The 22067-nt window shown below is 71.0% G+C and carries 19 protein-coding genes and 3 pseudogenes; 14 read left to right on the forward strand and 8 right to left on the reverse strand.

The window, feature by feature from the left end; all coding sequences use genetic code 11:
- The first annotated feature begins 102 nt into the window (after positions 1–102).
- The 7 genes and pseudogenes from ACF08M_RS06365 (at position 103) to ACF08M_RS06395 (ending at position 4162) form a co-directional block, all read left to right on the forward strand.
- The gene (locus ACF08M_RS06365; RefSeq protein WP_392184470.1) at positions 103–1083 is read left to right on the forward strand and encodes a hydroxyacid dehydrogenase; all 981 of its coding nucleotides are present in this window, start codon (positions 103–105) and stop codon (positions 1081–1083) included.
- 65 nt (positions 1084–1148) lie between these two features.
- Positions 1149–1725 (forward strand): annotated as a pseudogene (locus tag ACF08M_RS06370) (SIS domain-containing protein); the annotation flags it as partial.
- A 17-nt stretch (positions 1726–1742) separates the two neighbouring features.
- A pseudogene (locus ACF08M_RS06375) lies at positions 1743–1877 on the forward strand (ROK family protein); the annotation flags it as partial.
- 31 nt (positions 1878–1908) lie between these two features.
- A complete protein-coding gene (locus ACF08M_RS06380; protein WP_392184093.1) occupies positions 1909–2253 on the forward strand; it encodes a PfkB family carbohydrate kinase in 345 nt (114 codons plus the stop codon).
- A gap of 373 nt (positions 2254–2626) precedes the next feature.
- A complete protein-coding gene (panD, locus tag ACF08M_RS06385) occupies positions 2627–3052 on the forward strand; it encodes an aspartate 1-decarboxylase (protein WP_392184094.1) in 426 nt (141 codons plus the stop codon).
- A gap of 30 nt (positions 3053–3082) precedes the next feature.
- On the forward strand, positions 3083–3442 hold the full coding sequence (locus ACF08M_RS06390) for a GNAT family N-acetyltransferase (protein WP_392184095.1): 360 nt from the start codon (positions 3083–3085) through the stop codon (positions 3440–3442).
- 93 nt (positions 3443–3535) lie between these two features.
- Positions 3536–4162: an aspartate/glutamate racemase family protein gene (locus tag ACF08M_RS06395; protein WP_392184096.1), complete on the forward strand. Its 627-nt coding sequence runs from the start codon at positions 3536–3538 to the stop codon at positions 4160–4162.
- Positions 4163–4923: 761 nt separating this feature from the next.
- Here ACF08M_RS06395 and ACF08M_RS06400 read toward each other — a convergent pair.
- The 4 genes and pseudogenes from ACF08M_RS06400 to ACF08M_RS06415 form a co-directional block, all read right to left on the reverse strand.
- Positions 4924–5721 carry a family 1 encapsulin nanocompartment shell protein gene (locus tag ACF08M_RS06400; RefSeq protein WP_392184097.1) on the reverse strand — a complete coding sequence of 266 codons (798 nt, stop codon included), beginning with the start codon at positions 5719–5721 and terminating at the stop codon, positions 4924–4926.
- Entirely contained in the window at positions 5721–6788 is a 1068-nt protein-coding gene (locus ACF08M_RS06405; protein ID WP_392184098.1) for a Dyp-type peroxidase, read from the reverse strand. Before ACF08M_RS06405 ends, ACF08M_RS06400 begins: the two co-directional genes overlap by 1 nt.
- Positions 6789–6968: 180 nt before the next feature.
- The gene (gene gndA, locus ACF08M_RS06410) at positions 6969–8411 is read right to left on the reverse strand and encodes an NADP-dependent phosphogluconate dehydrogenase (RefSeq protein WP_392184099.1); all 1443 of its coding nucleotides are present in this window, start codon (positions 8409–8411) and stop codon (positions 6969–6971) included.
- A 228-nt stretch (positions 8412–8639) separates the two neighbouring features.
- Positions 8640–9033: pseudogene (locus tag ACF08M_RS06415) on the reverse strand (LysR substrate-binding domain-containing protein); the annotation flags it as partial.
- Positions 9034–9082: 49 nt separating this feature from the next.
- Between ACF08M_RS06415 and ACF08M_RS06420 the strand changes: the two are divergent.
- Both ACF08M_RS06420 and ACF08M_RS06425 read left to right on the forward strand, forming a co-directional pair.
- Positions 9083–9202 carry a hypothetical protein gene (locus tag ACF08M_RS06420; protein ID WP_392184471.1) on the forward strand — a complete coding sequence of 40 codons (120 nt, stop codon included), beginning with the start codon at positions 9083–9085 and terminating at the stop codon, positions 9200–9202.
- A gap of 96 nt (positions 9203–9298) precedes the next feature.
- Complete coding sequence (locus ACF08M_RS06425; RefSeq protein ID WP_392184100.1) at positions 9299–10690, forward strand: peptidoglycan DD-metalloendopeptidase family protein; 1392 nt, start codon at positions 9299–9301, stop codon at positions 10688–10690.
- Here the strand turns inward: ACF08M_RS06425 and ACF08M_RS06430 are convergent.
- Positions 10660–11895, reverse strand: a complete 1236-nt coding sequence (locus tag ACF08M_RS06430; protein WP_392184101.1) for a DMT family transporter — start codon at positions 11893–11895, stop codon at positions 10660–10662. The two genes, ACF08M_RS06425 and ACF08M_RS06430, sit on opposite strands and share 31 nt — an antisense overlap.
- 231 nt (positions 11896–12126) lie before the next feature.
- Between ACF08M_RS06430 and ACF08M_RS06435 the strand changes: the two genes are divergently transcribed.
- Positions 12127–12837 carry a (2Fe-2S)-binding protein gene (locus tag ACF08M_RS06435; protein ID WP_392184102.1) on the forward strand — a complete coding sequence of 237 codons (711 nt, stop codon included), beginning with the start codon at positions 12127–12129 and terminating at the stop codon, positions 12835–12837.
- 150 nt (positions 12838–12987) lie between these two features.
- Positions 12988–15351 (forward strand): GH92 family glycosyl hydrolase, encoded by a 2364-nt coding sequence (locus tag ACF08M_RS06440; RefSeq protein WP_392184103.1) that lies wholly within the window; start codon positions 12988–12990, stop codon positions 15349–15351.
- 42 nt (positions 15352–15393) lie between these two features.
- Here the strand turns inward: ACF08M_RS06440 and ACF08M_RS06445 are convergent, their stop codons facing one another.
- The 3 genes from ACF08M_RS06445 to ACF08M_RS06455 all read right to left on the reverse strand — a co-directional run bounded on the left by ACF08M_RS06445 (position 15394) and on the right by ACF08M_RS06455 (position 18839).
- Complete coding sequence (locus ACF08M_RS06445) at positions 15394–15834, reverse strand: ATP-binding protein (RefSeq protein ID WP_392184104.1); 441 nt, start codon at positions 15832–15834, stop codon at positions 15394–15396.
- Positions 15835–15933: 99 nt separating this feature from the next.
- Positions 15934–17559 (reverse strand): ATP-binding protein, encoded by a 1626-nt coding sequence (locus tag ACF08M_RS06450; protein ID WP_392184105.1) that lies wholly within the window; start codon positions 17557–17559, stop codon positions 15934–15936.
- Positions 17556–18839 carry a PP2C family protein-serine/threonine phosphatase gene (locus ACF08M_RS06455; RefSeq protein WP_392184106.1) on the reverse strand — a complete coding sequence of 428 codons (1284 nt, stop codon included), beginning with the start codon at positions 18837–18839 and terminating at the stop codon, positions 17556–17558. The genes ACF08M_RS06450 and ACF08M_RS06455 overlap by 4 nt, the downstream gene beginning before the upstream one ends.
- Positions 18840–19122: 283 nt before the next feature.
- Here ACF08M_RS06455 and ACF08M_RS06460 point away from each other — a divergent pair, with 283 nt between their 5' ends.
- From ACF08M_RS06460 to ACF08M_RS06470, 3 genes are all read left to right on the forward strand, one after another.
- Positions 19123–20607, forward strand: a complete 1485-nt coding sequence (locus tag ACF08M_RS06460; RefSeq protein ID WP_392184107.1) for an SDR family NAD(P)-dependent oxidoreductase — start codon at positions 19123–19125, stop codon at positions 20605–20607.
- A gap of 359 nt (positions 20608–20966) precedes the next feature.
- Entirely contained in the window at positions 20967–21143 is a 177-nt protein-coding gene (locus ACF08M_RS06465) for a hypothetical protein (RefSeq protein ID WP_177328339.1), read from the forward strand.
- Positions 21144–21268: 125 nt separating this feature from the next.
- Entirely contained in the window at positions 21269–22030 is a 762-nt protein-coding gene (locus ACF08M_RS06470) for a GNAT family N-acetyltransferase (protein WP_392184108.1), read from the forward strand.
- Positions 22031–22067: the final 37 nt, after the last annotated feature.

A 22067-nucleotide genomic window follows, 5' to 3' on the forward strand; every position in this document is an offset into this window, starting at 1 on the left:
GACCACCTTACGGAGAACCACGTGCCCCGCCGCAGGACTCCGCCCGAGGCGCCACCGCGCGCCCCCGAGGCACCGGGTCACCGTCCCAGGGCCTTACTCGCCATGCACCCGTCGCTCGCGCCCCGGCTCATCGACCATGCCACCCTGGGCCGCCTCACCCGGCTGGCCGAGCTCGACCCGTCGCTCGTCCTGGACGACTTCACCACTCCCGAGGCGGTCACCGCCCTCGCCGAGACCGAGGTCATCATCAGCAGCTGGGGGTGTCCGCCGATCACTGGGGATGTGCTCGCCGCCGCACCACGCCTGAGGGCGGTGCTGCACGCAGCCGGTTCCGTCAAGCACCACATCACCGACGCCTGCTGGGGACGGGGCATCCAGGTCACCTCCGCCGCGGCGGTCAACGCCCTGCCCGTGGCCGAGTACACCGTCGCCGCCGTGCTGTTCGCCAACAAGCGGCTGCTGCGGATCAGCGGGGACTACCGCAAGCGGCGTGGCCCGTTCGACTGGGAGTCCGAGTACCAGGACATCGGCAATTACCACCGCACCGTCGGCATCGTCGGCGCCTCGCGGATCGGCCGCCGGGTGATCGAGTTGCTCCGCCCCTACGACCTCCGGCTGCTGGTCCACGACCCGTTCGTGGCCGAGAGCGAGGCCGCCGCTCTCGGCGCCCGTCTCGTACCCCTCGACGAACTGTGCGCACAGAGCGACGTGGTGAGCGTCCACGCCCCAGAGCTTCCCGAGACCCGGCACCTGATCAGCCGGGACCGGCTCGCCCTGATGCGCGACGGCGCCACCCTGATCAACACCTCGCGCGGATCGCTGATCGACCAGGACTCCCTGGTCGAGGAGTTGGTCTCCGGCCGGCTCGACGCGGTGCTCGATGTCACCGAACCCGACGTCCTGCCGGCGGACTCACCGCTGTACGACCTGCCCAACGTCCTGCTCACCCCGCACGCGGCCGGCTCCCTCGGCAACGAACTGCATCGCATGGCCGCGGCTGCCGCCGACGAGCTCGCCCACTACACCGCGGGCCGGCCCTTCGCGCACCCGGTCCACCGTGAGCAGATCCACCGGACGGCCTGACCGTGGTCCGCCCCTTTTCCTCTCATCCGGAGGTTGCTGTGACACACCACGATCGTGCTCCCGCAATCCACGCCGAGAGCCATGCCGACCGGGAGATCGCCAGCCAGCCCGCCTGCTGGCGCCGCGCGCTGGAAACCGTGGCCTGCCTGCCCCAGGGCGGGCTGCCCCGGGACGGCGAGCGCGTGGCCGTGGTGGGCTGCGGGACATCGCTCTTCATCGGGCAGGCGTACGCGGCGCTGCGCGAGGCCGCCGGGCTCGGCGAGACCGACGCGTTCCCCGCGTCCGAGTTCCAGGCGGCCCGCCGCTATGACCGCGTCCTCGCCATCAGCCGCTCCGGCACCACGACCGAGGTCATCGACGCCCTGATGCGCACCGACCCGACCGTCCCGACCATCACGCTCACCGGCGACGTGGCCACGCCTGTCCGGGACGTCTCGGACACTCTCGTTGACCTGTCATTCGCCGACGAGCGGTCCGTGGTGCAGACCCGGTTCGCCACCACCGCCCTCGTCCTGCTGCGCGGCGGCCTCGGTCTGGCCCCCCGCGGATCTCCCCGAAGGGTCCCTGACCGCCGACCAGTTCACGTTCCTCGGCACGGGCTGGACGACCGGACTGGGCCGTGAGGCGGCCCTCAAACTGCGCTGGCGGAACATATCGACCTGCCCGTCGCGTTCGGGCACGATGTCCGGGCGGGCGGGCGGGCGGCCTGGCCGAGGCCCGGGCCGGTGCCGGCCCGGGGTTGTGCCGACTTTGTCTTCGTAGCGGGCGGGACGGGGATCGCCGGCGCCGTGTTCACCGGGGGCCGCGTGCTCACCGGTGGCCACGGTGGGGTCGGCGAACTGGGTCACCTCGTCGGCCGTCGTCGCCTCCCTCGGACCCGAGGGCCTGATCGCTCTGACCCCGCATGGCTCCTGGCAAGCCCGGCCCACCGAGCGGCTGCGTGGCAACCCGATCGGTGCCGGGGACGCCGCTGTCGCCGCGCTGGCCCTGGGGCTGGTGACCGCCACCGCCTGGCCCCGGCGACTCGCGGACGTGGTCGCCCTCTCCGCCGCCGCCGTCGCCGCGCCCCTGGCCGGCTCCTTCGACCCCGCCGTCCACGACCGCCTCCGCCGCCGGACGGACGTCCGCCCCCTCACTTCGTACCCAGAAGGAACACCATGCCCCTCGTAGGAACCGGCGACATCGTCAGCTACCTCGCCCCCGCCCGCACCGCCCTGACCCACGAAGTCATCCGCCTCCTCGGTGTCCTCACCTCCCGTGACAGGAGTGTTCCCGCACACCAAGGGGGTGTGGGTATCCGCGCCGACGGGACGCAAACTCACAGCGCAAGACGCCTCTTGCGTTGAACGGGCCGACTGCAGGGCTATCGAGCCTGACGGCAAATCTCCATCCTGGCGATGCGTCAGGGAAGTCAGCCATTGGTCAGCGTGAGTCCTGCAACACCTGGGGACAGCTGACCGAACATGCGAATGGCTGTAGGCTCCAGAAATCGCCCTTGACCTGCAGGAAGCAGGCAGGGAGCAGACATTTCGGGAGTCTCTTCATGTTTCGGACAGTATTCAAGTCCAAGATCCACCGTGCCACCGTGACCCACGCCGACCTGCATTATGTCGGTTCCGTGACCGTGGATGCCGAGCTGATGGAGGCGGCGGATCTGCTGCCCGGCGAGCTGGTGCACATCGTCGACATCGACAATGGTGCACGCCTGGAGACGTACGTCATCGAGGGTGAACGCGGCTCCGGTGTCATCGGCATCAACGGCGCCGCCGCCCACCTCGTCCACCCCGGTGATCTGGTCATCCTGATCAGCTACGCCCAGGTCGACGACGCCGAGGCCCGCGACCTGACCCCGCGTATCGTGCACGTCGATGCCGACAACCGGATCGTCTCACTCGGCGGCGACGCCTCCGAGCCGGTACCCGGCACCGCCACCGAACGGAGCCCGCACGCCGTCCCCGCGGCGAGCTGAACCGGCTCGATCACCGAGGGAGTACCCGTCATGGCAGAACCGGCCGACCGGATCGAACTCGACATCCGCGACGACCGCGCGAACGGCAACCTGCTCGCGTACGAGAACGGAAAGGCCACCGGAGTCATCGCGTACTTCGTGTTGGAGGGCGCCCCCGCCGCACTCGTGGCCGTACACACCGTCGTCGAACCCGGCCACGAGGGCAAGGGCATCGCGGGCTCCCTCGTCCAGGAGTTCTACGCCATGGCGGGCCGTGAGGGCGTTCCCGTCGTCCCGCTCTGCCCGTACGCCGCGAAGTGGGCGGAGCGCCACCCCGAGCGGGCTCCCGAAGCCCCGGCCGAACTGGTGGAGCGGGCGAAGGCACAGCTCACGTCCCACCCAGAGCTGTAGCGTCGTACGCCGACGAGGCGCGCTGATCCGTATCGGCGGTGATCCGTACCGGCCGATGTCCCGTACCGGTCGGAGAGTTGTACCGTTCGGTCGATGACACTCGCACTGCTGCACACCTCCCCGGCCCACGTCCCGGCCTTCGACGCGCTTCGGGACATGGACCATCCCGGACTCGGCCTGCGCCATCTCGTGGCCGAGGATCTGCTCATCCGGGCCCGGAAATCGGGCCCGGGAGCGGTGGCGGGGGAGGTCCGGGCGCTGCTCGCGGGTGCCGTCGCCGAGGGTGCCCGTGCCGTGCTCTGTACCTGTTCGACGATCGGCGGGGTCGCCGAGTCGGCCGCGGCAGCGGCAGGAGTTCCGGTGCTGCGTGTCGACCGTCCGATGGCGGTGGCCGCCGCGGCACGGGAACGTGTCGTGGTCCTCGCTGCGCTCGATGCCACCCTGGCACCGACCCTCGCGCTGCTCGCCGAAGAGAGGGGGGACCGGACCGCCGAGGTTCGTACCGTCCTGGTCGACGGGGCCTGGGCCTGCTTCGAGGCCGATGACCGCGAGGGCTTTCTGGACCTGGTCGCGGCAGCGGCCGATGCCGTGACGGACGCGGATGTGATCGTACTGGCGCAGGCGTCCATGGCCGACGCGGTCACCCGTACAGTCACCCGGATCCCGGTGCTCTCCAGTCCCCGTACGGGTCTCGCCGCCGCTGCTGCCGCCGTGCGCTGACCCCGCCGTCCGGACGGAGCCTGCGGACAGGTCATCCGGAACCCGTACGCATGGACTCACCAGGCGCGGGCCGCCGCTCCGGGGGACGGTGGAAGGAGATCCACCCCGAACCGTTCGGAGGCATCCGATGACCAATCCGTACCCCGACCCCGTGCCACCGGCGCCCACCCCCGGGCCGATGCCCGGGCCGCCGTCGCCGTTGCCGGAGCCGCCGCCTCCGCCGCCCGGACCCGTCCCGCCCGGCCCTGCGCCGGATCCGATCCCGCAACCGCCCTCGCCGAACCCCGAGCCGGTACCGGAACCGGAGCCGTCGCCCCATCCGACCGGCTGACCGTCACCCGGTGCGCCGCGCGGGCTCCGGCGCCCCGGGTGGTCCGCGAGCAGGCGCCGACCGGGACGCAGCCCCGACTGCTGCACTTCGACGACTGCTGCACTCCGAGCAGAGGTCCGGGCAGGGAGTACTGCGCGTGCGTCGGACCGAGGGGCCCGATCGCCCGGCCGACCACGTCGAGGCGCTCCGTGATCAGCTCGGTCTCGACCGCGTCGACACGCTCGCCCACCCGGCGGGCGGCGACCTCGCCATCCCGCACGCGGCCCGGCGAGGCGTTCCTCGCCCAGCGGTGGGCCGGTCCGACGGCCTGACTCCGCCGGACGGATCTCGGGCGGCACACCTCGGGACCTCGGACGCCGCGCCTGCTGCCTGCGTCCGGAGCGTTCGGAGCGCCCGCACGTGCGGGCGACCGGCCCGGGGAGGCGGCTCGTCAGGCGATGATCGGGATCACGGCCTCGGGCGTCAGCATCCGGAAGGTGAACGCCTGGTGGAAGTAGAGCCGGATGCTGGTCGCGTCGTGGTCCTGATAGCCGATCGACAGGTCCTGGCCCAGGCGCAGTTCGAAGTCACCGCCACGGGTGGACAGCAGCACGCCGCCCGTGACAGCGGGCGCCCACAGGATCTGGTCGTCGAGCAGTCGGGCCAGATGGGTGGCCACCGGGTATCCGTGGTCGGAGGTCTCCGTCGCTTCCGTATAGGCGTCGGCGCCGAGCAGCAGGCGGTACGGGCCGCCGACCCCGGCCAGGCGCAGCTGGGTCAGCGCCTGGCTGACCGCGGCCGGATAGTCGCGGGCGTCGGCCGGAAGCGGCAGTGGTGTGTGCGAGGAGCCGTCCCGGAGCCCGGTGATGCCGGCCGACGCGTATCCGTCGATGACCGCCATGTCCTCGGCGAACGCACACGTGCGGGCAGCGTCCTTGACGGGCTGCCAGTCGCTGTCGTCGGATCCGCGCTCGACGTCGTCCACCGCCGCCCGGGTCACCGTGAACGGCACCCGCCAGTCGATGACGGGCACCGACGTACGGGCACGGGCGATCACGTCCGGCGTGGGCGGGTCGATCCTGCGCAGATGGCCGTCGCCGATGGCCGCGAGCCCGGGACCGTCCGGCCCCGTGACATCGACGACCCGGCGGCCCGCCAGATGGCGACTGAAGGTGCGCCGGGCCTCTTCTTCGATCTGGTCCCAGGCGGCTTCCGTGACGGGGGCGAGTTCGCGGTGGAGGTTGTTCATCACTGGGTACTTTCTCGCAGGCTGCCGATGTGCAGCGAACCGTCGTCCGGCCGGGCCGGGGCCTGCGCCACTGCCGACGCGGACACCGGCTCCGGCAGGGCCTCGGCCGTGGTCACGGCGGGCGACGGCGGCGGGGCGTCGAAGAAGTCGGCGCGGGGGGCGTAGAAGAGCGTGCCGGTGACCGCAGTCGAGAAGTCGAGGATGCGGTCGTACGTGCCGGGCGGATCACCGAGGAACATGTTGCGGAGCATCTGCTCGGTCACTCCCGGGTCGGCGGCGTATCCGATGAAGTACGTGCCGAACTCGCCCTGCTCGAAGCTGCCGAACGGCATGTTGGCCCGCAGGATCTCGCGCGAGGTGCCGTCCGGTCCGGTGATCGTGTTGAGAGCGACATGGGAATCGGCGGGCTTGACGTCGTCGGGGAACTCGATGTCGGCGAGCTTCGTACGGCCGATGACGCGCTCCTGCGCCTCGGTACTCAGGGCGTTCCAGGAGGCGAGGTCGTGCAGATACTTCTGCACGACGACATAGCTGCCACCCGCGAACTCCGGATCCTCGGCGCCGACCAGGGCCGCCGACCGCGCATCGGCCCCCACGGGGTTCTCGGTGCCGTCGACGAAGCCGAGCAGGTCCCTGCGGTCGAAGTAGCGGAACCCCTGTGTCTCGTCGACGACCTTCACCGCCCCGCCGAACCGGCCGAGGAGCCGGGACGCCCACTCGTAGCACACGTCCATCCGTTCGGCCCGGATGTGGAACAGCAGATCTCCCGGGGTGGCGGGGGCGTGGTGATGTGCACCGTGCAGTTCCCGGAACGGGTGGAGGCCCGCTGGTCGCGGTCCGGCGAACAGCCGGTCCCAGGCGTCGGAACCGAAGCCGGTGACCGAGGTCAGGCCGGTGCCGGGAAACCGGAATCCGATGGCGCGGGCCGTCGAGGCCAGTTCCGGCAGCGTCTCGCGGACCACGGACTCACCACCGGGTTCGACCGTGGCGACGAGGATCAGGGCTGCGCTGGTCAGCGGTGCGACGACGGGCTGGGCCGCGACCTGTTCCGGCGTGGCATCGGGCATACGGAGACTCCATGGGACATCAGTGACACGGAACGTCAGCGGGCACGCGGGGGCGACACGAGGGCCCGCTGCCACTTACGCACACCCACGGCGGCACCGCACCCCGGGTCATCCGACCGGGCGACGGAGGGGCCGGTCCTGTCACCCATCGGATCCTCGGCGCCCCCGGTGCTCCACCGATCAGCCCGCCTCGACCTCCGACCGGTCGCCGCCCCAGAGCGTGTGGAAGGAGCCCTCGCGGTCCGTGCGCCGATAGGTGTGCGCGCCGAAGAAGTCGCGTTGCCCCTGCGTGAGCGCCGCGGGCAGCCGTCCCGCGCGCAGTCCGTCGTAGTACGAGAGGGCCGCCGCGAACCCGGGCGTGGGCACCCCCTGCCGTACCGCCTCGGCGACCACCGTCCGCCAGTCGTCCTGGGCCGCGCCGATCTCCCTGGCGAACTGTTCGTCCGAGAGCAGGCTCAGCAGGTCGGGGCGGGCGTCGTAGGCCGCCCGGATCCGGTCCAGGAACGCGGCCCGGATGATGCACCCGGCCCGCCAGATCGCTGCCACCGCGCCGAGGTCGATGTTCCAGTCGTACGCCTCGCCGCCCGCCCGGATCTGATGGAACCCCTGCGTGTACGAGACGATCTTGGACGCGTACAGCGCCTGCTCCACCCGGGAGGCGAAGGCCGCGGCCGCAGACTCGTCGAGCGCCGCGGCCGAGGGGCCCGCCAGGCCCTTGGCCGCCTCGCGCAGATCGGCGTGGCCGGACAGCGAGCGGGCGAAGACGGCCTCCGCGATTCCGGAGACGGGCACCCCGAGATCCAGCGCGATCTGCACCGTCCAGCGGCCCGTGCCCTTCTGCTCCGCCCGGTCCTGCACGATGTCGACGAAGGGTTTTCCGGTGGCCGCGTCGGTGTGGGCGAGCACCTCCGCCGTGATCTCGATCAGATAGGAGTCGAGGCGGCCGGTGTTCCAGCCGCGGAACGTCTCGGCGATCTTCGCGGGGGAGTAGCCCGCCACCTTGCGCAGCAGGTCGTACGCCTCTGCGATGAGCTGCATGTCCGCGTACTCGATGCCGTTGTGGACCATCTTCACGAAGTGCCCGGCCCCGTCGGGGCCGATGTGAGTGGTGCACGGGGAGCCGTCCTTCGCTTTGGCCGCGATCTTCTCCAGCAGCGGTCCCAGGGACTCGTAGGACCGGGGCGAGCCGCCCGGCATGATGCTCGGCCCGTTCAGCGCGCCCTCCTCGCCGCCCGAGATGCCGACGCCCACGAAGTGGATGCCGCGCTCGCGCAGCTCCTTCTCACGGCGGCGGGTGTCCTCGAAGTGGGCGTTGCCGCCGTCGATGATGACGTCGCCCTCCTCCAGGAGCGGCGCGAACTCCTGGACCACGGCATCCGTCGGATCGCCCGCCTTCACCATGATGACCAGCCGACGTGGACGTTCCAGCGCCGCGACGAACTCCTCCGGCGTCCGCGCGGCCACGAAGGAACCCTCGTTGCCGAATTCCTCGACCAGGGCGTCCGTCCTCGCGGTCGTCCGGTTGTGCACGGCGACCGTGAAGCCGTTGCGGGCGAAGTTGCGAGCGAGATTACGGCCCATGACCGCGAGTCCCGTGACGCCGATCTGCGCGGTTCCGCTCATCTGTGTGCTCTGCAATCTGTGTCGGGATGCCAGGATCTTCAGTATGGATACGGGGCGCGGGGACGGCTGTTCGGCATGGGCCGTATGGATCTGCCGACGGATCTCGCCAAGGTCACGGTCTCGGCGCCGCTCCGCGGCTTCGGTGTCAAGGACGTCGGCCGGTATTCCCACGTCAGGAATCTGCAGGATCTGCGGACCCGGGTCGCGCAGTCGGCACCCGCCGTGTGATCAGGTGGTGGTCTCCTCCGGCCACGGTGCATCCAGGCAGCAGTGGACGAAGTCCTGAACGATGGGATTGCTTGTCGTCGGCCGAGACCCGGGCGACGCCTACCTGACTGGGACTGACGCCGCTGACGGGGCGGTGGGTGATGCCGGGTCGGGCGTAGAAGCGGGCGGTGGATGCGGGGGTCAGGGCGATGCCGTAGCCGTTGGCGATGGCGCTGAGCCAGTCGTCCGGCTGGTCGGTGACGGCGCCGATGCGGACCGGATGGCCGTCGCGTTCGTCGGCGGCCAGCCAGTGGTCCCGCCACCGGTCGGTTTCGGGCGGGGCGGCCACGAACGGCTCATCCCACAGTTCCCGGAAGGGGATCACGTCGTGCGCGGCGAGAGGGTGTCCCTCGGGGCTCCTGGGTGTCCGGGCCATCGGCATTGCCGCCGCGACAGGGCCCGTCCTGGTCTTCATCGGCGCCGTCGGAGTACACATCCGTGCTCGCGTGTATCACAACATCGCCTTTCCTGGCGGTCACCTGGTTCTGGCCGCTGCGTCTCTCGTCCTCGCTGTCGCGCGATAGACATCGGGGCCGTTTCTGCTCTCTTGTCACCGGCCTTTGTCTGCCCATAAGTTGGGCGCTTGCGACGTGTTTTACTGCCTGTGGGGGAGCCAAGTCATGGCCGCGAACGGACGGCACCGCAGATACCAGCCCAGTCGACTCAACCGCGCCTCACTCACGGTCACCGCGGGAGGCGCGGGCATCGCGCTCCCGCTCATCGCGGCGACATCGGCGGGCGCCGCCGGGGCCGACGTCTGGGAGAAGGTTGCCGCCTGCGAGTCCACCGGCAACTGGCACATCAACAGCGGCAACGGCCACTTCGGCGGCCTGCAGTTCACCCGGTCGACCTGGGCGGCCTACGGCGGTACGGTCTACGCTCCACGCGCCGATCTGGCCACCAAGGACGAGCAGATCGCCATTGCGGAGAAGGTGCTCGAAGGGCAGGGGCCCGGTGCCTGGCCGGGCTGCTCGACACGGGCGGGGCTGACGAGTGGCGGGGACGCCCCCGACGTCAACACCCAGTCGGAGCACGCCAGTCAGGTGAAGAAGCCGGGGGAGGCCACCACCGGGAAGCCCAGGACGAAGCGGACGTCCACGCCTGCCACGCCGACCACCGTGCCCGGCATGCGCGAGTCGTACACCGTGGCCCGTGGCGACTCGCTCTCCGCGATCGCGGAGAGCAAGCAGGTGCGGGGCGGCTGGCAGCACTTGTACGCGGCGAACCGCAAGGTCGTGGGGGACGACCCGGATCTCATCCTTCCCGGACAGCGCCTGAGTCTTGATGCGGACCGGGCGGCGCGGACGGGTTCCGGCGCGGGCACGACCGAGGCAGCGAAGCCGAAGCCGAAGCCGGCGCCGAAATCGGAGCCGAAGGCGAAGGCCAAGCCGACAACGGAGGCGCAGGCGAAGGCCGAGCCGAAAGCGACGACCGCACCGCACGGGAACGTCACGCCGCAGCGTCGGGCGGCCGAGCCGAAGCAACAGCAGCCGGCCGCGTCGCAGCGCCGAGCCGCGAACCCCCGCCACCCGACCACGAAACCGAAGCCGCACCCGAAGCCGCATCCGAACAGGACCGAGAGCCACAAGCCGGAGCGGGTGGAGAAGGCTTCCGGTCTCGTCGCGCCGGTCGCGGCCGGTATCGGCACCCCGTACCACCAGTCCGGGTCCTGGGCCAGCGGCCACCACACCGGCGTCGACTTCCCCGTTCCGACCGGCACTTCGGTGAAGGCGGTCGGTTCCGGCACCGTCGTCTCGGCCGGCTGGGGCGGGGCGTACGGATACCAGATCGTCATCCGGCACAGCGACGGCAGGTACAGCCAGTACGCACATCTGTCCGCGCTCCATGTGCGCGAGGGCCGGCACGTCTCGGCGGGGCAGCGGATCGGCCGCTCGGGCTCCACCGGGAACGTCACCGGCCCGCACCTGCACTTCGAGATCCGTACCGGCCCCGGCTACGGCTCGGACATCGACCCGCTGGCCTACCTCAGGGCGGGCGGCGTCAGCGTCTGAAGGGGCGGTCCGGCATCGTCGGCGGCCGCGGACGACGCGCCGTCCCGTCGTGCGGCGCGGGTGTACGACGACCCGCCGGGCCCGAACTTCCCCTGCCCGATCCGGCACTCCAGCGGCTTCAGCAGAGGCAGCAGCGGGGCTCCCGAGAAGGCCACCGTGCCGGCTTCGGCGGCCGCGGCGGGCGCCGGAGCCGCACCCGCCGACGGGACGGGCATCGAAGCGGCGGGCTCGGGAAGAGCGAGATCCGGCCGCGCCGCCCGGGGCAGACCGAACGCAGGTTCGGGGGTTCCGTCGGCGCCGGACATCCCGTCCGTCCCACCCACTGCGACGACCGGGTGCGCGCTCCCCGCCCGCTGCCCGGCGCGGTGTTCCGCGTCAAGCTGTTCCGTCGTCAGCAGGATCAGCCCGCCCGCGGCGACCACTCCGCACGCCAGCGCGAGCATGGTGCCCGCCGTACCGTGCCGGAAGTGCTCGTCGAACATGGTGATGCCGACGGTCGCGGCCACCACCGGGTTCATCACGGTCACCGTGGCCAGCGGTGCGGTCAGCCCGGCACCCCGGTAGGCGACCTGGGACAACAACAGCCCGGCTGCCGCAAAGACGGCGATCGCCGGCAGCGTCGGCATGCCGGCCCCTGCCGCACCGGACGCCCACTGCATCGCCACCGTCTTCGTGAACACTGAGGCGATACCGAATGCCACTCCCGCTGCCCCGGCCAGGACCACGCTCCTCACCACCGGTCGGCGCACACCCTTGGAGATCAGGAAGAGCACCGCGATCCCGCCGAGCGTCATACCGGCCAGCATCAGCTGGTCCGGACCGCTCAGCGCCCGCGCTTCGCCGTCCCCGGTGAGCGCCAGCAGGCCCGCCAGACCGACGGTCGCCATGATCGCGCCGCGCCACGCGGTGGCCCCCGCCCGGCGGTGTACGAAGAGCGCCGCCATCGGCAGGGCGAAGACGATGGTCAGCGCACCGAGCGGCTGGACGAGGCTGAGCGGGCCGTAGGCCAGCGCCACGACATGCAGCACCGCGCCCACCCCGTTCAGTACCACGGCAGCCCACCAGGCGCGGTTGCGCAAGGGTGCGAGCGAGCGGCCGTCTCCGGCCGCGGCCACGCGCTCCTGGACGATCGCCCCGGCCGCATAGGCGACCGCGGAGACCAGCGACAGAAGCACGGACAGCGCAAGGGAACTCATGTACACCACAATGTCCTTTCCCGGCGCCCATGTCGTCGTCCTTGGGGTGGCACTCCGCCGTACTGCTTTGGTAGTACAGCGGAGGTCAGGGTGTCCCCCTGCCGACGGCAGTCATCCCTCCGGAGGACTGCGGAGCGATCACTCCGAGGAGCTACGGTGAACCCCGGGGCGCGGCCCGCGGCACTCCGGAGTGCCCGCGAGCCACCGGTCGCGGCCGAGGAACCGGGAAGGAGCAGCACGATGGAGGAGCCCGCAGCGGCCTCGGTGGGTGGGTTCTTCGCCCTGCGTACCACCGCGCAGCCCGAGGGGGCGCACCGCCCGCTGGCCCTGTTGTACGCGGGGGATACCGCGCCGCTCACGGTCCGAATCGATAAAGTCGCCGCCCGGCTCCGTACCCCCGAGCGCAGAGTCGCCGCCTCCATCGCACACCTGGGGCTGGCCTCCCGCCTCTGGTCGATGGCGCTCGGCCCGGCAGCGCTGACCGGCCGCTTCCCCGACCTCCCGCCCGATGCCCTGCACTGGGACCCACGGCGCGGCACCCCCGACGACCTGTGGCTGAGCACCTCCGAAATGCTGCCCGCCACCGCCGGCCGGATCCGGGAGACCGTTCAGTTCGGCCATCTCGTGCCCCTCGCCGAGGCGATCCACCGGGACGGCCCCCTGTCGAACCGGCTGCTGTGGGGCAATGCGGGGTCGGCGCTGGCAGGAGCCCTGCGCGAACTGGTCGCCTGGGCACGGAGCAACCGACGCCCCGACGTGTCCGTACGGGCCCGCGCACTGGCCGCCGAACTGTTCGACCACCCCGACCTCCGGAACACCGGTGCCCCGCACGACCCGGCGTTCCGCCGCCGCAGTTGCTGCCTGTACTACCGCTGTCCCGACGGCGGCCTGTGCGGTGACTGCGTCTTCGACCACGCGCCGAGCCCTTCCGCCGACCGTCGGCCGTCATGAATCCAGGTCCTCTCCGAGCCGTCGCCGCGGGGGCCCGACGAGCGCCCCACCCGTACCGGGCCGGGGCGCTCGCGTCCGAACCCTTGACGGGGGTCGCCGCGGAACCAAGAATGATCGCGCTCTGACAACGTTGTCCAAGGAGGAGTATCCATGCACCGGACCCCATGGCCGCGTCTCCGCGGCCCGGCGGCCGCTCTTGCCGTCGTCGCGCTCCTCGGCGGTGTCCTCACCACCGGGGCCACGGCCCGGGCCGCGCCCCGGACCGGCGGACAACTGACCGACCTGGTCAACCCGTTCATCGGAACCCAGAACGAGGGCAACACCTACCCCGGCGCCTCCGTCCCCTTCGGCATGGTGCAGTTCTCCCCGGACACCGGCCACAACACCGGGTACGACTACGGCGAGAACCACATACGGGGCTTCTCCGCCGTCCATCTCTCCGGCGTCGGCTGCGGACTCGGCGGCGACCTGCCGACCCTGCCCACGACCGGGGACGTCACGCAGACCGACTACGCGAAGTACGCCGCGGAGTTCAGCCACGACGACGAGAAGGCGAGCCCCGGCTACTACAGGGTCGGGCTGAAGACGGGGATCGGTGCCGAACTCACCGCGAGCACCCGCACCGGCGTACAGCGCTACACCTTCCCGGCCACCGACAAGGCCAACGTCCTGCTCAACGCGGGCCAGTCGCTGCACCGGACGCTCTCGTCCGAGGTCGAGATCCTCGACAACCGGACGGTACGGACCGCGATCACCGGCAGCGGCTTCTGCCAGGACACCAAGCCGTACACCCTCCACACGATCACCCGCTTCGACCGGCCGTTCACCACCTCCGGCACCTGGAACGGCGACACCGTCACCGAGGGCTCCGGGAAGTCCACGGCCGCGGGCGCCCGCAACGGCGCCTGGCTGCGCTTCGACACCACGAAGGACCGTACCGTCGAGGCCACCACCGCCCTGAGTTATGTCGACGCCGAGGGCGCCGCGCTCAACCTCCGTGCGGAGGGCGGCCGCAGCTTCGACCGGGTCGAGCACGCCGCCCGGCAGGTCTGGGAGAAGCGGCTCGAAGGCGTGAAGGCGCAGGGCGGCAGCGAGCAGCTCCGGCGTACCTTCTACTCCTCCCTCTACCGGTCCTTCCTCGCCCCCAACGTCGGCAGCGATGCCGACGGCCGCTACACCGGATGGGACCGGAAGACCCACCGGGCCGTCGCAGCCGACGGAGCCTTCACGTACTACCAGAACTGGTCCCTCTGGGACACCTACCGCACCCAGGCCCAGCTTCTCTCGCTGCTCGCCCCGCGCGAGTCGCGCGACATGGCGATCTCGGTCCTGCGCATCGACGCCGAGAGCGGCTGGCTCCCCAAGTGGGGCTACGGGACGGTCGAGACGAACATCATGACCGGCGACCCGGTCACCCCCTATCTCACCAACGCCTACCAGCAGGGGCTGCTGAAGGGGCATGAGGAGGAGGCGTACCGGGCCCTGAAGAAGAACGCCGACGGGGTGCCGCCCGCCGACTCCCCGCCCGTCGGCCGCGAAGCGAACACGCAGTACCTGAAGGACGGGTTCGCCCCGTACATCAAGGACCGTCCGCACGCCAAGCCCGGTGACTCGGACTTCGACCACGGAGCCTCCGCCACCCTGGAGTACGCGCTCTCCGACGCGATGCTCGGCGAGATGGCCCGCGATCTCGGCCATGACGCCGACGCGAAGCGGTACACGGAACGCGCCCAGAACTACCGGAGGATCTTCGATCCCTCGACCGGCTTCTTCCGCGCCCGCGACACCGCCGGGATGTTCACCGGCCCCGCCGACCCGGCCCGGAGCGAGGGATTCCACGAGGGCACGTCCTGGCAGTACCAGTGGCTCGTGCCACAGGACCTGCCCGGCATGGTCGGACTGATCGGCGGGAAGGACGCCGCCAACCAGCGGCTCGACTCCTTCTTCGCGTACGACAAACTCCTCGCCGACCCGGCGAGAACCGCCCGCGAGGTCTGGGTCAACGGCCCGTACGCCTACTACAACGCGGACAAGTACAACCCGCAGAACGAGCCCGACCTGATCGCCCCGTACACCTATCTCTCCACCGGCCAGCCGTGGAAGACCACCGATGTGGTGCACGCGGCCCTCACCCTGTTCACCGACACCCCGACCGGCATGACGGGCAACGACGACCTCGGCACCATGTCCGCCTGGATGGTGCTGTCCTCCATCGGCGTCTTCCCGGTCCAGCCGGGCACCGACACCTGGGGCCTGTCCACACCGGCCTTCGAGCGCGTCGACATCAGGCTCGACCGCCGTTACTACCCGCGCGGATCGTTCACGGTCAGCGCACCCGGCACCTCGGCCACCGACCGCTACATCCAGTCGGCCCGGCTCGACGGCGCGGCCCAGCACCGGACCTATCTCACCACCGACGACATCCGCTCGGCCGGTTCGCTCTCCTTCACAGTGGGCGCCGAGCCGTCGTCCTGGGGTACTTCGACCAGCGCGGCCCCGCCCGCGCTGGGCTGACCGTGAGCTGGGGGGCGGGCGGTGTCCCGCCCGCTCCCCAGCTCAGCTGCTCAGCTCGAACTCGGCCCGGATGCGCTTGCCCACCGGTACGCGCTCGGCGGTCAGCCGGTCGCACAGGGCCACCACGATCTCCATGCCGTGACCACCGGGGCGCGCCGGGTCGGGTGAGTAGAACAGCGGCAGGGCCGTGCTGCTGTCGTACACCGTGACGCTGACACGTTCCGCGGTGCCCTCCAGCTCCAGCAGATACGGGCCCTGGCTGTAGCGGTCCGCATTGGTGACCAGCTCGCTCACGGCCAGCATCAGATCGCCGCGGGTGTGCTCGCCGAACACGGCGAGCCACTCGGCGGCCAGCCGGACAAGAAATCGGTCGGCCAGGGCCCGGGCCCGCGCGATGCAGCCGGGTTCGCCGTCGAACACCTCGGCGCTGTGCAGAACCTCCGTGGGCCGGTCGGCCGGTCGCGAGGTGACCTGTTCGTTCATGTGCTCCAGCCAGGGCGACGCAGGGGTGTTCGATGACAGCTTCTCGACGTTCGCCTACCCGCGACGAACGGTCCCACTCCGGGGAGAACCCGGTTGATCTCAGCCATGGCCGGGACTCCCGGTGACGGAGTCCGCGGCGAGCCGCCGCGCCTCGGTGCGGGCGGGTACGGCGGGGGCGACCGGCAACGTGAAGCGGATGCAGGTGCCCTCGGCGGTCTCCGGGTCCAGCCAGATGCGGCCCCCGTGGACCTCCACGATCTTCCGGCAGAGAGCCAGACCGATGCCCGTGCCCTCGTACTCGTCCCTGCCGTGCAGGCGCTGGAAGATGACGAACACCTTCTGCGAGAACTCCGGCGCGATACCGATGCCGTTGTCCGCCACCCGGAAGTGCCACTCGTCGCCCTCCCGTACGCAGCCGACCGCGATCCGGCACGGTACGTCGGGGCGGCGGAACTTCAGCGCGTTGCCGATCAGGTTCTGCCAGACCATGGAGAGCGCCGTCGGGTCCCCGGTCAGCGCGGGCAGCGGACCCTCCCGTACGACCGTGGCACCGGACTCCTCCACGGCCAGCGCGAGATTGGCCAGCGCCCGGTCGAGCGACCGGTCGAGATCGACCGGCTTCCACCGGTCGTGCACCCGCCCCGTGCGGGAGAAGGTGAGCAGATCGTCGATCAGCACCTGCATCCGCCCGGCGTCGTCGACCGCGTAGTCGATGTACTGCCGCGCCCGGTCGTCGAGTTCCGCACCGTACCGCTTGTCCAGAAGATCGCAGAACGAGGCGACCTTGCGCAGCGGCTCCTGCAGATCGTGCGAGGCGACGTAGGCGAACTGCTCCAGTTCGGCATTGGACCGGCGCAGCTCCTGCGCCTGTTCCGCCAGCAGCGCCTCGCGGTCCCGGGACTCGGCGAGCTCCTCGACGATGCGGCGGCGCATGTCCTCCACGGCCGTTGCCACCGCCCGCACATCGGACGGCCCGTCGACCTCGATCCGGTTGCCGAACGCCCCCGAGCTGACCGTCTCCGAGGCGGCGGTCAGCCGGCCGAGCGGCCGGCCCACCATCCGGTGCAGCAGCAGACTCAGTGAGCCGACCGCGAGCAGAAAGCCCACGAGCAGCGAGACGACCACCCTGTCACGGGTGGTGCGGGCGGCACTCAGATCGGCGCGGGCCCGGTCGCGCGCCACGTCCAGGTGCGCCTGCTGCGTCGTGTACAGCCGCCGCAGGGTGTCGAATTCGTCCTTGCTCCGCCGGATCGGGGCGGAGGACTCGGACGCCGGGCCGTCCCGGCGGACCGCGGCGACCAGCGGCTCGGCATGCCGGCTGCGCCATTCCCGGGCGGCCGCGGCGATCCGGTCGAGATCGCGGGCGAAGGGCTGTTCGTCCCCGACGAGAGCACGCATCCTGGCCATCCGCAGCTGTTCGTCCCGCATTCCCGCCTCGTAGGGCTGCAGGAAGACCGGGTCGCCGGTGAGCGCGAATCCGCGGACCCCGGTCTCCTGGTCCAGCAGTGCGTTCTGCAACTGGAAGGACGAGGAGCGGGCGGGCTGGATGCGGTCCACCAACTCGGTGGTGCGGTCGGATATCCGGGACAGGACCACGCCGCCGACGGTCAGGCCCGCGCAGATGACCAGCACGAACACGGCGAGGATCAGGTGGACGCAGTTCTGGACCGACAGCCGCGAGGTCAGGCCGCGCCGGGGCTCCGGCGATGTGCCCCGGCCGCTCATCGCGGCGTCTCCCGTCCCCAGCCCAGATGGAGCACGGCCACGTCGTCGGCGAGACCGCCGTACGGGGACGCCGCCTCCGCGGCCTCGTCGACCAGGGTGTCCACGAAGGCGCGGGAGGCCAGCGCCCCGTGGCTGCGGGCCAGGGCGAGCAGTCCCTCCTCGCCCAGCCGGGAGCCCGGCCCCGTACGCCCTTCGAAGAGGCCGTCCGTGAAGAGGACGAGCCGGCCGTCCCCGGGCAGGGACAGTTCCGAGACGCTCCACCGCCCCGTCCCCGGCAGCAGCCCCAGGGCCATCCCGGGATCGGGCTCGACCCAGCTCACCCGGGCGCCGCTGCGCAGCAACAGACCGGGGTGACCGGCCCGCACCACCTGCACCCGGCGCCGGTCCGGTGCGAAGGCCAGTGAGGTGACGGTGGCGAAGACATGCGGGTCGGAGCGTTCGGCGACCAGGATCTCCTCCAGCAGCCGGACCTGTTCGAGCCGGTCGGTGGCGCACAGCACCGCCGTGCGCCAGGCCACCCGCAGACAGACACCCAGCGCCGCCTCCGCGGCCCCGTGGCCCGACACATCGCCGATCACCGCGTGCACCGTGCCGTCCGAGGTCTGCACCACGTCGTAGAAGTCACCGCTGAGCAGGGCGTGCGCCCGGCCCGGAGCGTACCGGGCCACCGCCTCGAAGGAATCGTCGTGCAGCAGGGGCACGGGCAGCAGCCCGCGTTCGAGACGGGCGTTCTCCTGCGCCATCAGCCGGTTGGCGCGCAGCGCCGCGGCGGCCCGCTCGACCTGCTTGCGCTGGAGGGCGTAACGGACCGAGCGGCCCAGCGCCTCCGGATCGAGCCGGCCCTTGACGAGGTAGTCCTGGGCGCCGGTCGCCACGGCCGACAGGCCCGTATCGGCCTCGGCCCTGCCGGTCAGCACCACGATGGCCGCGTCGGGCGCCGACTCGACGATCTGGGTCACCGCGTCCAGACCGTGGACATCGGGCAGATGCAGATCGAGCAGTACGCAGCACGGGGTCCGGCAGCCGGCCAGGAACCCGCGCGCCTGTGCGAGTGTCCTGCACCAGGTCAGCGCGGAGTCCAGTTCGCCGTCCGCGAGCATCTCCTCGACGAGGAGGGCGTCGCCGGCGTCGTCCTCGACCAGCAGGACCACGGCGTCGACCTTCCACACCGAATCGTCGACGGAGCCGTTGCCGGCCGGGGAAAGCCCGTTCTGCACAGGGACGCCGGCCGAGCGCACGAAAGGTCTGGCGGGAGAGCCGCCCGCCGGGAGTTCGGCCACTCTCCACCCCCTCGTACGGACGGCACGGCTCAGCCCCGGCCGTATCGCAGGGAAGCATATGTGACCCGATGGCGGCGGAGCCGTCGGGTCGGGACGGCGCTGTTCCCGGCGAGGTTTCCCGCGCGCACGCGGGCCGGACGGCCCCGTTCCCCGCGCGTCTGGCGAGTGACATCACACGAACGGAGCAGCGTCCCGTGCATGGCAGACTTGACCGGGGCGTTCGGCCCGGCAGGAGCAGGTACGGCGGTCGGCGCCACGAGGGACAAACGACAGAGGAACGGCAATGACGGTGACAGAGGACAGCCCGGAGTTCGCTTCCGGTACTGAGGAGTTCGGTCCCGGTATCGACCCGGAGCGGCTGGCCGTCTGCCTGGGCGTGCTCGACGAACTCGACACCATCGAGGTCGACCACCCCGACGCCATCGCCGTGCGCCGTGCCACGGCCGGGATCTACCGGACCGTGAAACAGCGCCGCCGCCAGGAGCGCCGCGCGGCCAAGACCGCGCACGACAAGGCCGTCACCGAGGCCACCGCCACCGGTTCGGCCGACCGCATCGACGACGAGACCCAGGGGGTCCTGCCGTCGTCCTCGGCGCGTGCCGAGATCGCGGGGGTCCTCCAGCGCCCCCGGTCCTGCTACATCTGCAAGACCCGGTACGTCGAGGTGGACGCGTTCTACCACCAGCTCTGCCGGCAGTGCGCGCAGGAGAACCGCTCGCGCCGCGACGCGCGGACCGACCTCACCGGCCGGCGCGCGCTCCTCACCGGTGGCCGCGCGAAGATCGGCATGTACATCGCGCTGCGGCTGCTGCGCGACGGTGCGCACACCACCATCACCACGCGTTTCCCCAACGACGCGATCCGCCGCTTCAAGGCGATGCCGGACAGTGACGAGTGGATCCACCGGCTGAAGATCGTCGGCATCGATCTGCGTGACCCCGCCCAGGTCGTCGCGCTCGCCGATTCGGTCGCGGCCGAGGGCCCGCTGGACATCCTGATCAACAACGCGGCGCAGACGGTGCGGCGCTCCGCGAACGCGTACAGCGAACTGGTCAACGCCGAGTCGGCCCCGCTTCCGGCGGGCGAGCTGCCCGCCGCGGAGGTCATCGGCACCTTCGGCAGCGGCACCGTCGACCGTGTCGCGGCTCTCCCGGCCGCCCGCAAGGAAGGACTGACCGCACAGGACGTGACCGAGCTCGCCCTGGTCACCGGGTCGGCCTCGCTGGAGCGGATCGCCGCCGGAACGGCGATCGACGCGGGCGGCCTCGTGCCCGACCTGCATGACACCAACAGCTGGATCCAGACGGTCGAGGAGGTCGAGCCGATCGAGCTGCTGGAGGTTCAGCTCTGCAACTCCACCGCGCCGTTCATCCTGATCAGCCGGCTCCGTCCGGCGATGGCGGCAACGGCCGCCAAGCGCTCCTACGTGGTCAATGTGTCCGCGATGGAAGGGGTGTTCAGCCGCGGCTACAAGGGCGCGGGCCACCCGCACACCAACATGGCCAAGGCCGCGCTGAACATGCTCACCCGCACCAGCGCCCAGGAGATGTTCGAGAAGGACGGCATCCTGATGACCGCCGTGGACACCGGTTGGATCACCGACGAGCGCCCGCACCCCGACAAGATCCGTCTTGCGGAGGAGGGTTTCCACGCCCCGCTCGACCTGGTCGACGGCGCCGCCCGCGTCTACGACCCGATCGTGCGCGGCGAGGGGGGCGAGGACCTGTACGGCTGCTTCCTCAAGGATTACGCGCCCGCGAACTGGTAGTCGGCAGTTCGAGCCGCGCGTGCGGTGCCATGGGCCGGGCCGGGATGCCGGTCCTGTCCAGGTATTTTTCCGCAGGCTTTTTCCGCCCGAAGTGGCTGAAAGTGATCTACGGCATACGTTCCATCGAGCGGGAACGTGCTCATATGGTTACTCTGGTGCGAACGGACGTCACCGGGGAGTCCACAAATCCTCCTCGGCCGTCCTGGGACAGGCTTGTCAACCGAGTCGCCGTCCCGCCCCGTATCCGGCGCCACCGCGACCGAACAGTTTTTGCCCCTGCCCTCGCGGGTGGTCGACTCCCGGTCGTGAGGCCGGGGCGTCGGTGACGCCCGGGGCTACGCGACACAAAGGAGTGCGCGGTGACGACACCAGAACTGACGAAGCACGAGAAACGACCGGCCGAACGTCACGGAGAACGGGCCCGCGGTCCCGAGAAGCTCCGGAACATCGAGGTCTGGGCCAGGTCCGCACCGATCCGGCTGGCCGGCTACGAGGACGACCTCGCCGAGCCGCACATCCTGCCCGGCATCGACTGAGTCCACTTACTCGGGCACCGAACCCCGAGCTCCGGCTGCATCACGCGGGCCGGGGCTCGGGGGCATCATGCGTGCCGGAGATAGTCCGTGGGCGGTCGTGGTCCACGGCTGCCTACGCTCCTCCCATGCCAACCCCAGAACTCCAGCGGATCAACTCCTTCCTCTCGGCCTTTGCCCGCCGCCAGGCCGCGCACGTCGTCGACCTCCCGGGCGGGTTCGCCGCCTATGACGACGCCTTCGCGCATTCCCGGGCGAACAACCAGGTTGTCATCGACACGGCCGTTGACTCCGAGGCGCTGCCCGCCATCGCGGAGGAGGCGCTGGGGCATCTGCCACACCGACTGATCTCTGTCCTTGACGACGAAGTCGGAAGGGCGTGCGCAGAGCCACTGATCCGGGCCGCGTACACCCACTCCACCTATCTGGTCATGCTGCACACAGGCCCGGTGCCGAGCGGTGGACCCGCGGAGGAGATGGATCTCGACGCGCTGCGTATCCCACTCACCCGGCGATGGCGGGGCTTCCTTCCGGATGCCGACGACGAGGTCCTGCGCGACCTCGTCGACCGACGCCAGGCCCGCCGTCGCGGGGCCGACGTCGTGCACTTCCTCGGCGCCCGCACGGAGGAGGGCGAGGTCGCCTCATGGGGCGACCTCTATCTGGACCCGGCAACCGGCACAGCCCAGATCGAGGACCTGGTCACCTCGGAGGCCCACCTCGGGCGCGGTTACGCCGATGCCGTCCTGACCACCGCCTTGCGCCTGGCCGCCGAAAAGGATTGCCGTATCCGATTCCTGACTGCTGATGCGGCGGACTGGCCACGACATTGGTACGAGCGCCGTGGCTTCTCCGCCATCGGCCGCTTCCACTGCTTCGAGCGGGGCTGATTGCCCGGGGGCGACCGCACTCAGTCATCGGATGGTT

This window comes from Streptomyces sp. NPDC015032 (genome assembly GCF_043080425.1).
In the GTDB taxonomy this organism is placed as follows: Bacteria; Actinomycetota; Actinomycetes; order Streptomycetales; family Streptomycetaceae; genus Streptomyces.

Excerpts from the sequence above, each read along its gene's own strand:
- ACF08M_RS06395 (WP_392184096.1), top strand. The coding sequence starts at position 3,536 with ATGACACTCGCACTGCTGCACACCTCCCCGGCCCACGTCCCGGCCTTC.
- panD (WP_392184094.1), top strand. The coding sequence starts at position 2,627 with ATGTTTCGGACAGTATTCAAGTCCAAGATCCACCGTGCCACCGTGACC.
- ACF08M_RS06435 (WP_392184102.1), top strand. The coding sequence starts at position 12,127 with ATGGAGGAGCCCGCAGCGGCCTCGGTGGGTGGGTTCTTCGCCCTGCGT.
- gndA (WP_392184099.1), bottom strand. The coding sequence starts at position 8,411 with ATGAGCGGAACCGCGCAGATCGGCGTCACGGGACTCGCGGTCATGGGC.
- ACF08M_RS06425 (WP_392184100.1), top strand. The coding sequence starts at position 9,299 with ATGGCCGCGAACGGACGGCACCGCAGATACCAGCCCAGTCGACTCAAC.
- ACF08M_RS06400 (WP_392184097.1), bottom strand. The coding sequence starts at position 5,721 with ATGAACAACCTCCACCGCGAACTCGCCCCCGTCACGGAAGCCGCCTGG.
- ACF08M_RS06445 (WP_392184104.1), bottom strand. The coding sequence starts at position 15,834 with ATGAACGAACAGGTCACCTCGCGACCGGCCGACCGGCCCACGGAGGTT.
- ACF08M_RS06440 (WP_392184103.1), top strand. The coding sequence starts at position 12,988 with ATGCACCGGACCCCATGGCCGCGTCTCCGCGGCCCGGCGGCCGCTCTT.
- ACF08M_RS06365 (WP_392184470.1), top strand. The coding sequence starts at position 103 with ATGCACCCGTCGCTCGCGCCCCGGCTCATCGACCATGCCACCCTGGGC.
- ACF08M_RS06405 (WP_392184098.1), bottom strand. The coding sequence starts at position 6,788 with ATGCCCGATGCCACGCCGGAACAGGTCGCGGCCCAGCCCGTCGTCGCA.
- ACF08M_RS06450 (WP_392184105.1), bottom strand. The coding sequence starts at position 17,559 with ATGAGCGGCCGGGGCACATCGCCGGAGCCCCGGCGCGGCCTGACCTCG.
- ACF08M_RS06460 (WP_392184107.1), top strand. The coding sequence starts at position 19,123 with ATGACGGTGACAGAGGACAGCCCGGAGTTCGCTTCCGGTACTGAGGAG.
- ACF08M_RS06390 (WP_392184095.1), top strand. The coding sequence starts at position 3,083 with ATGGCAGAACCGGCCGACCGGATCGAACTCGACATCCGCGACGACCGC.
- ACF08M_RS06470 (WP_392184108.1), top strand. The coding sequence starts at position 21,269 with ATGCCAACCCCAGAACTCCAGCGGATCAACTCCTTCCTCTCGGCCTTT.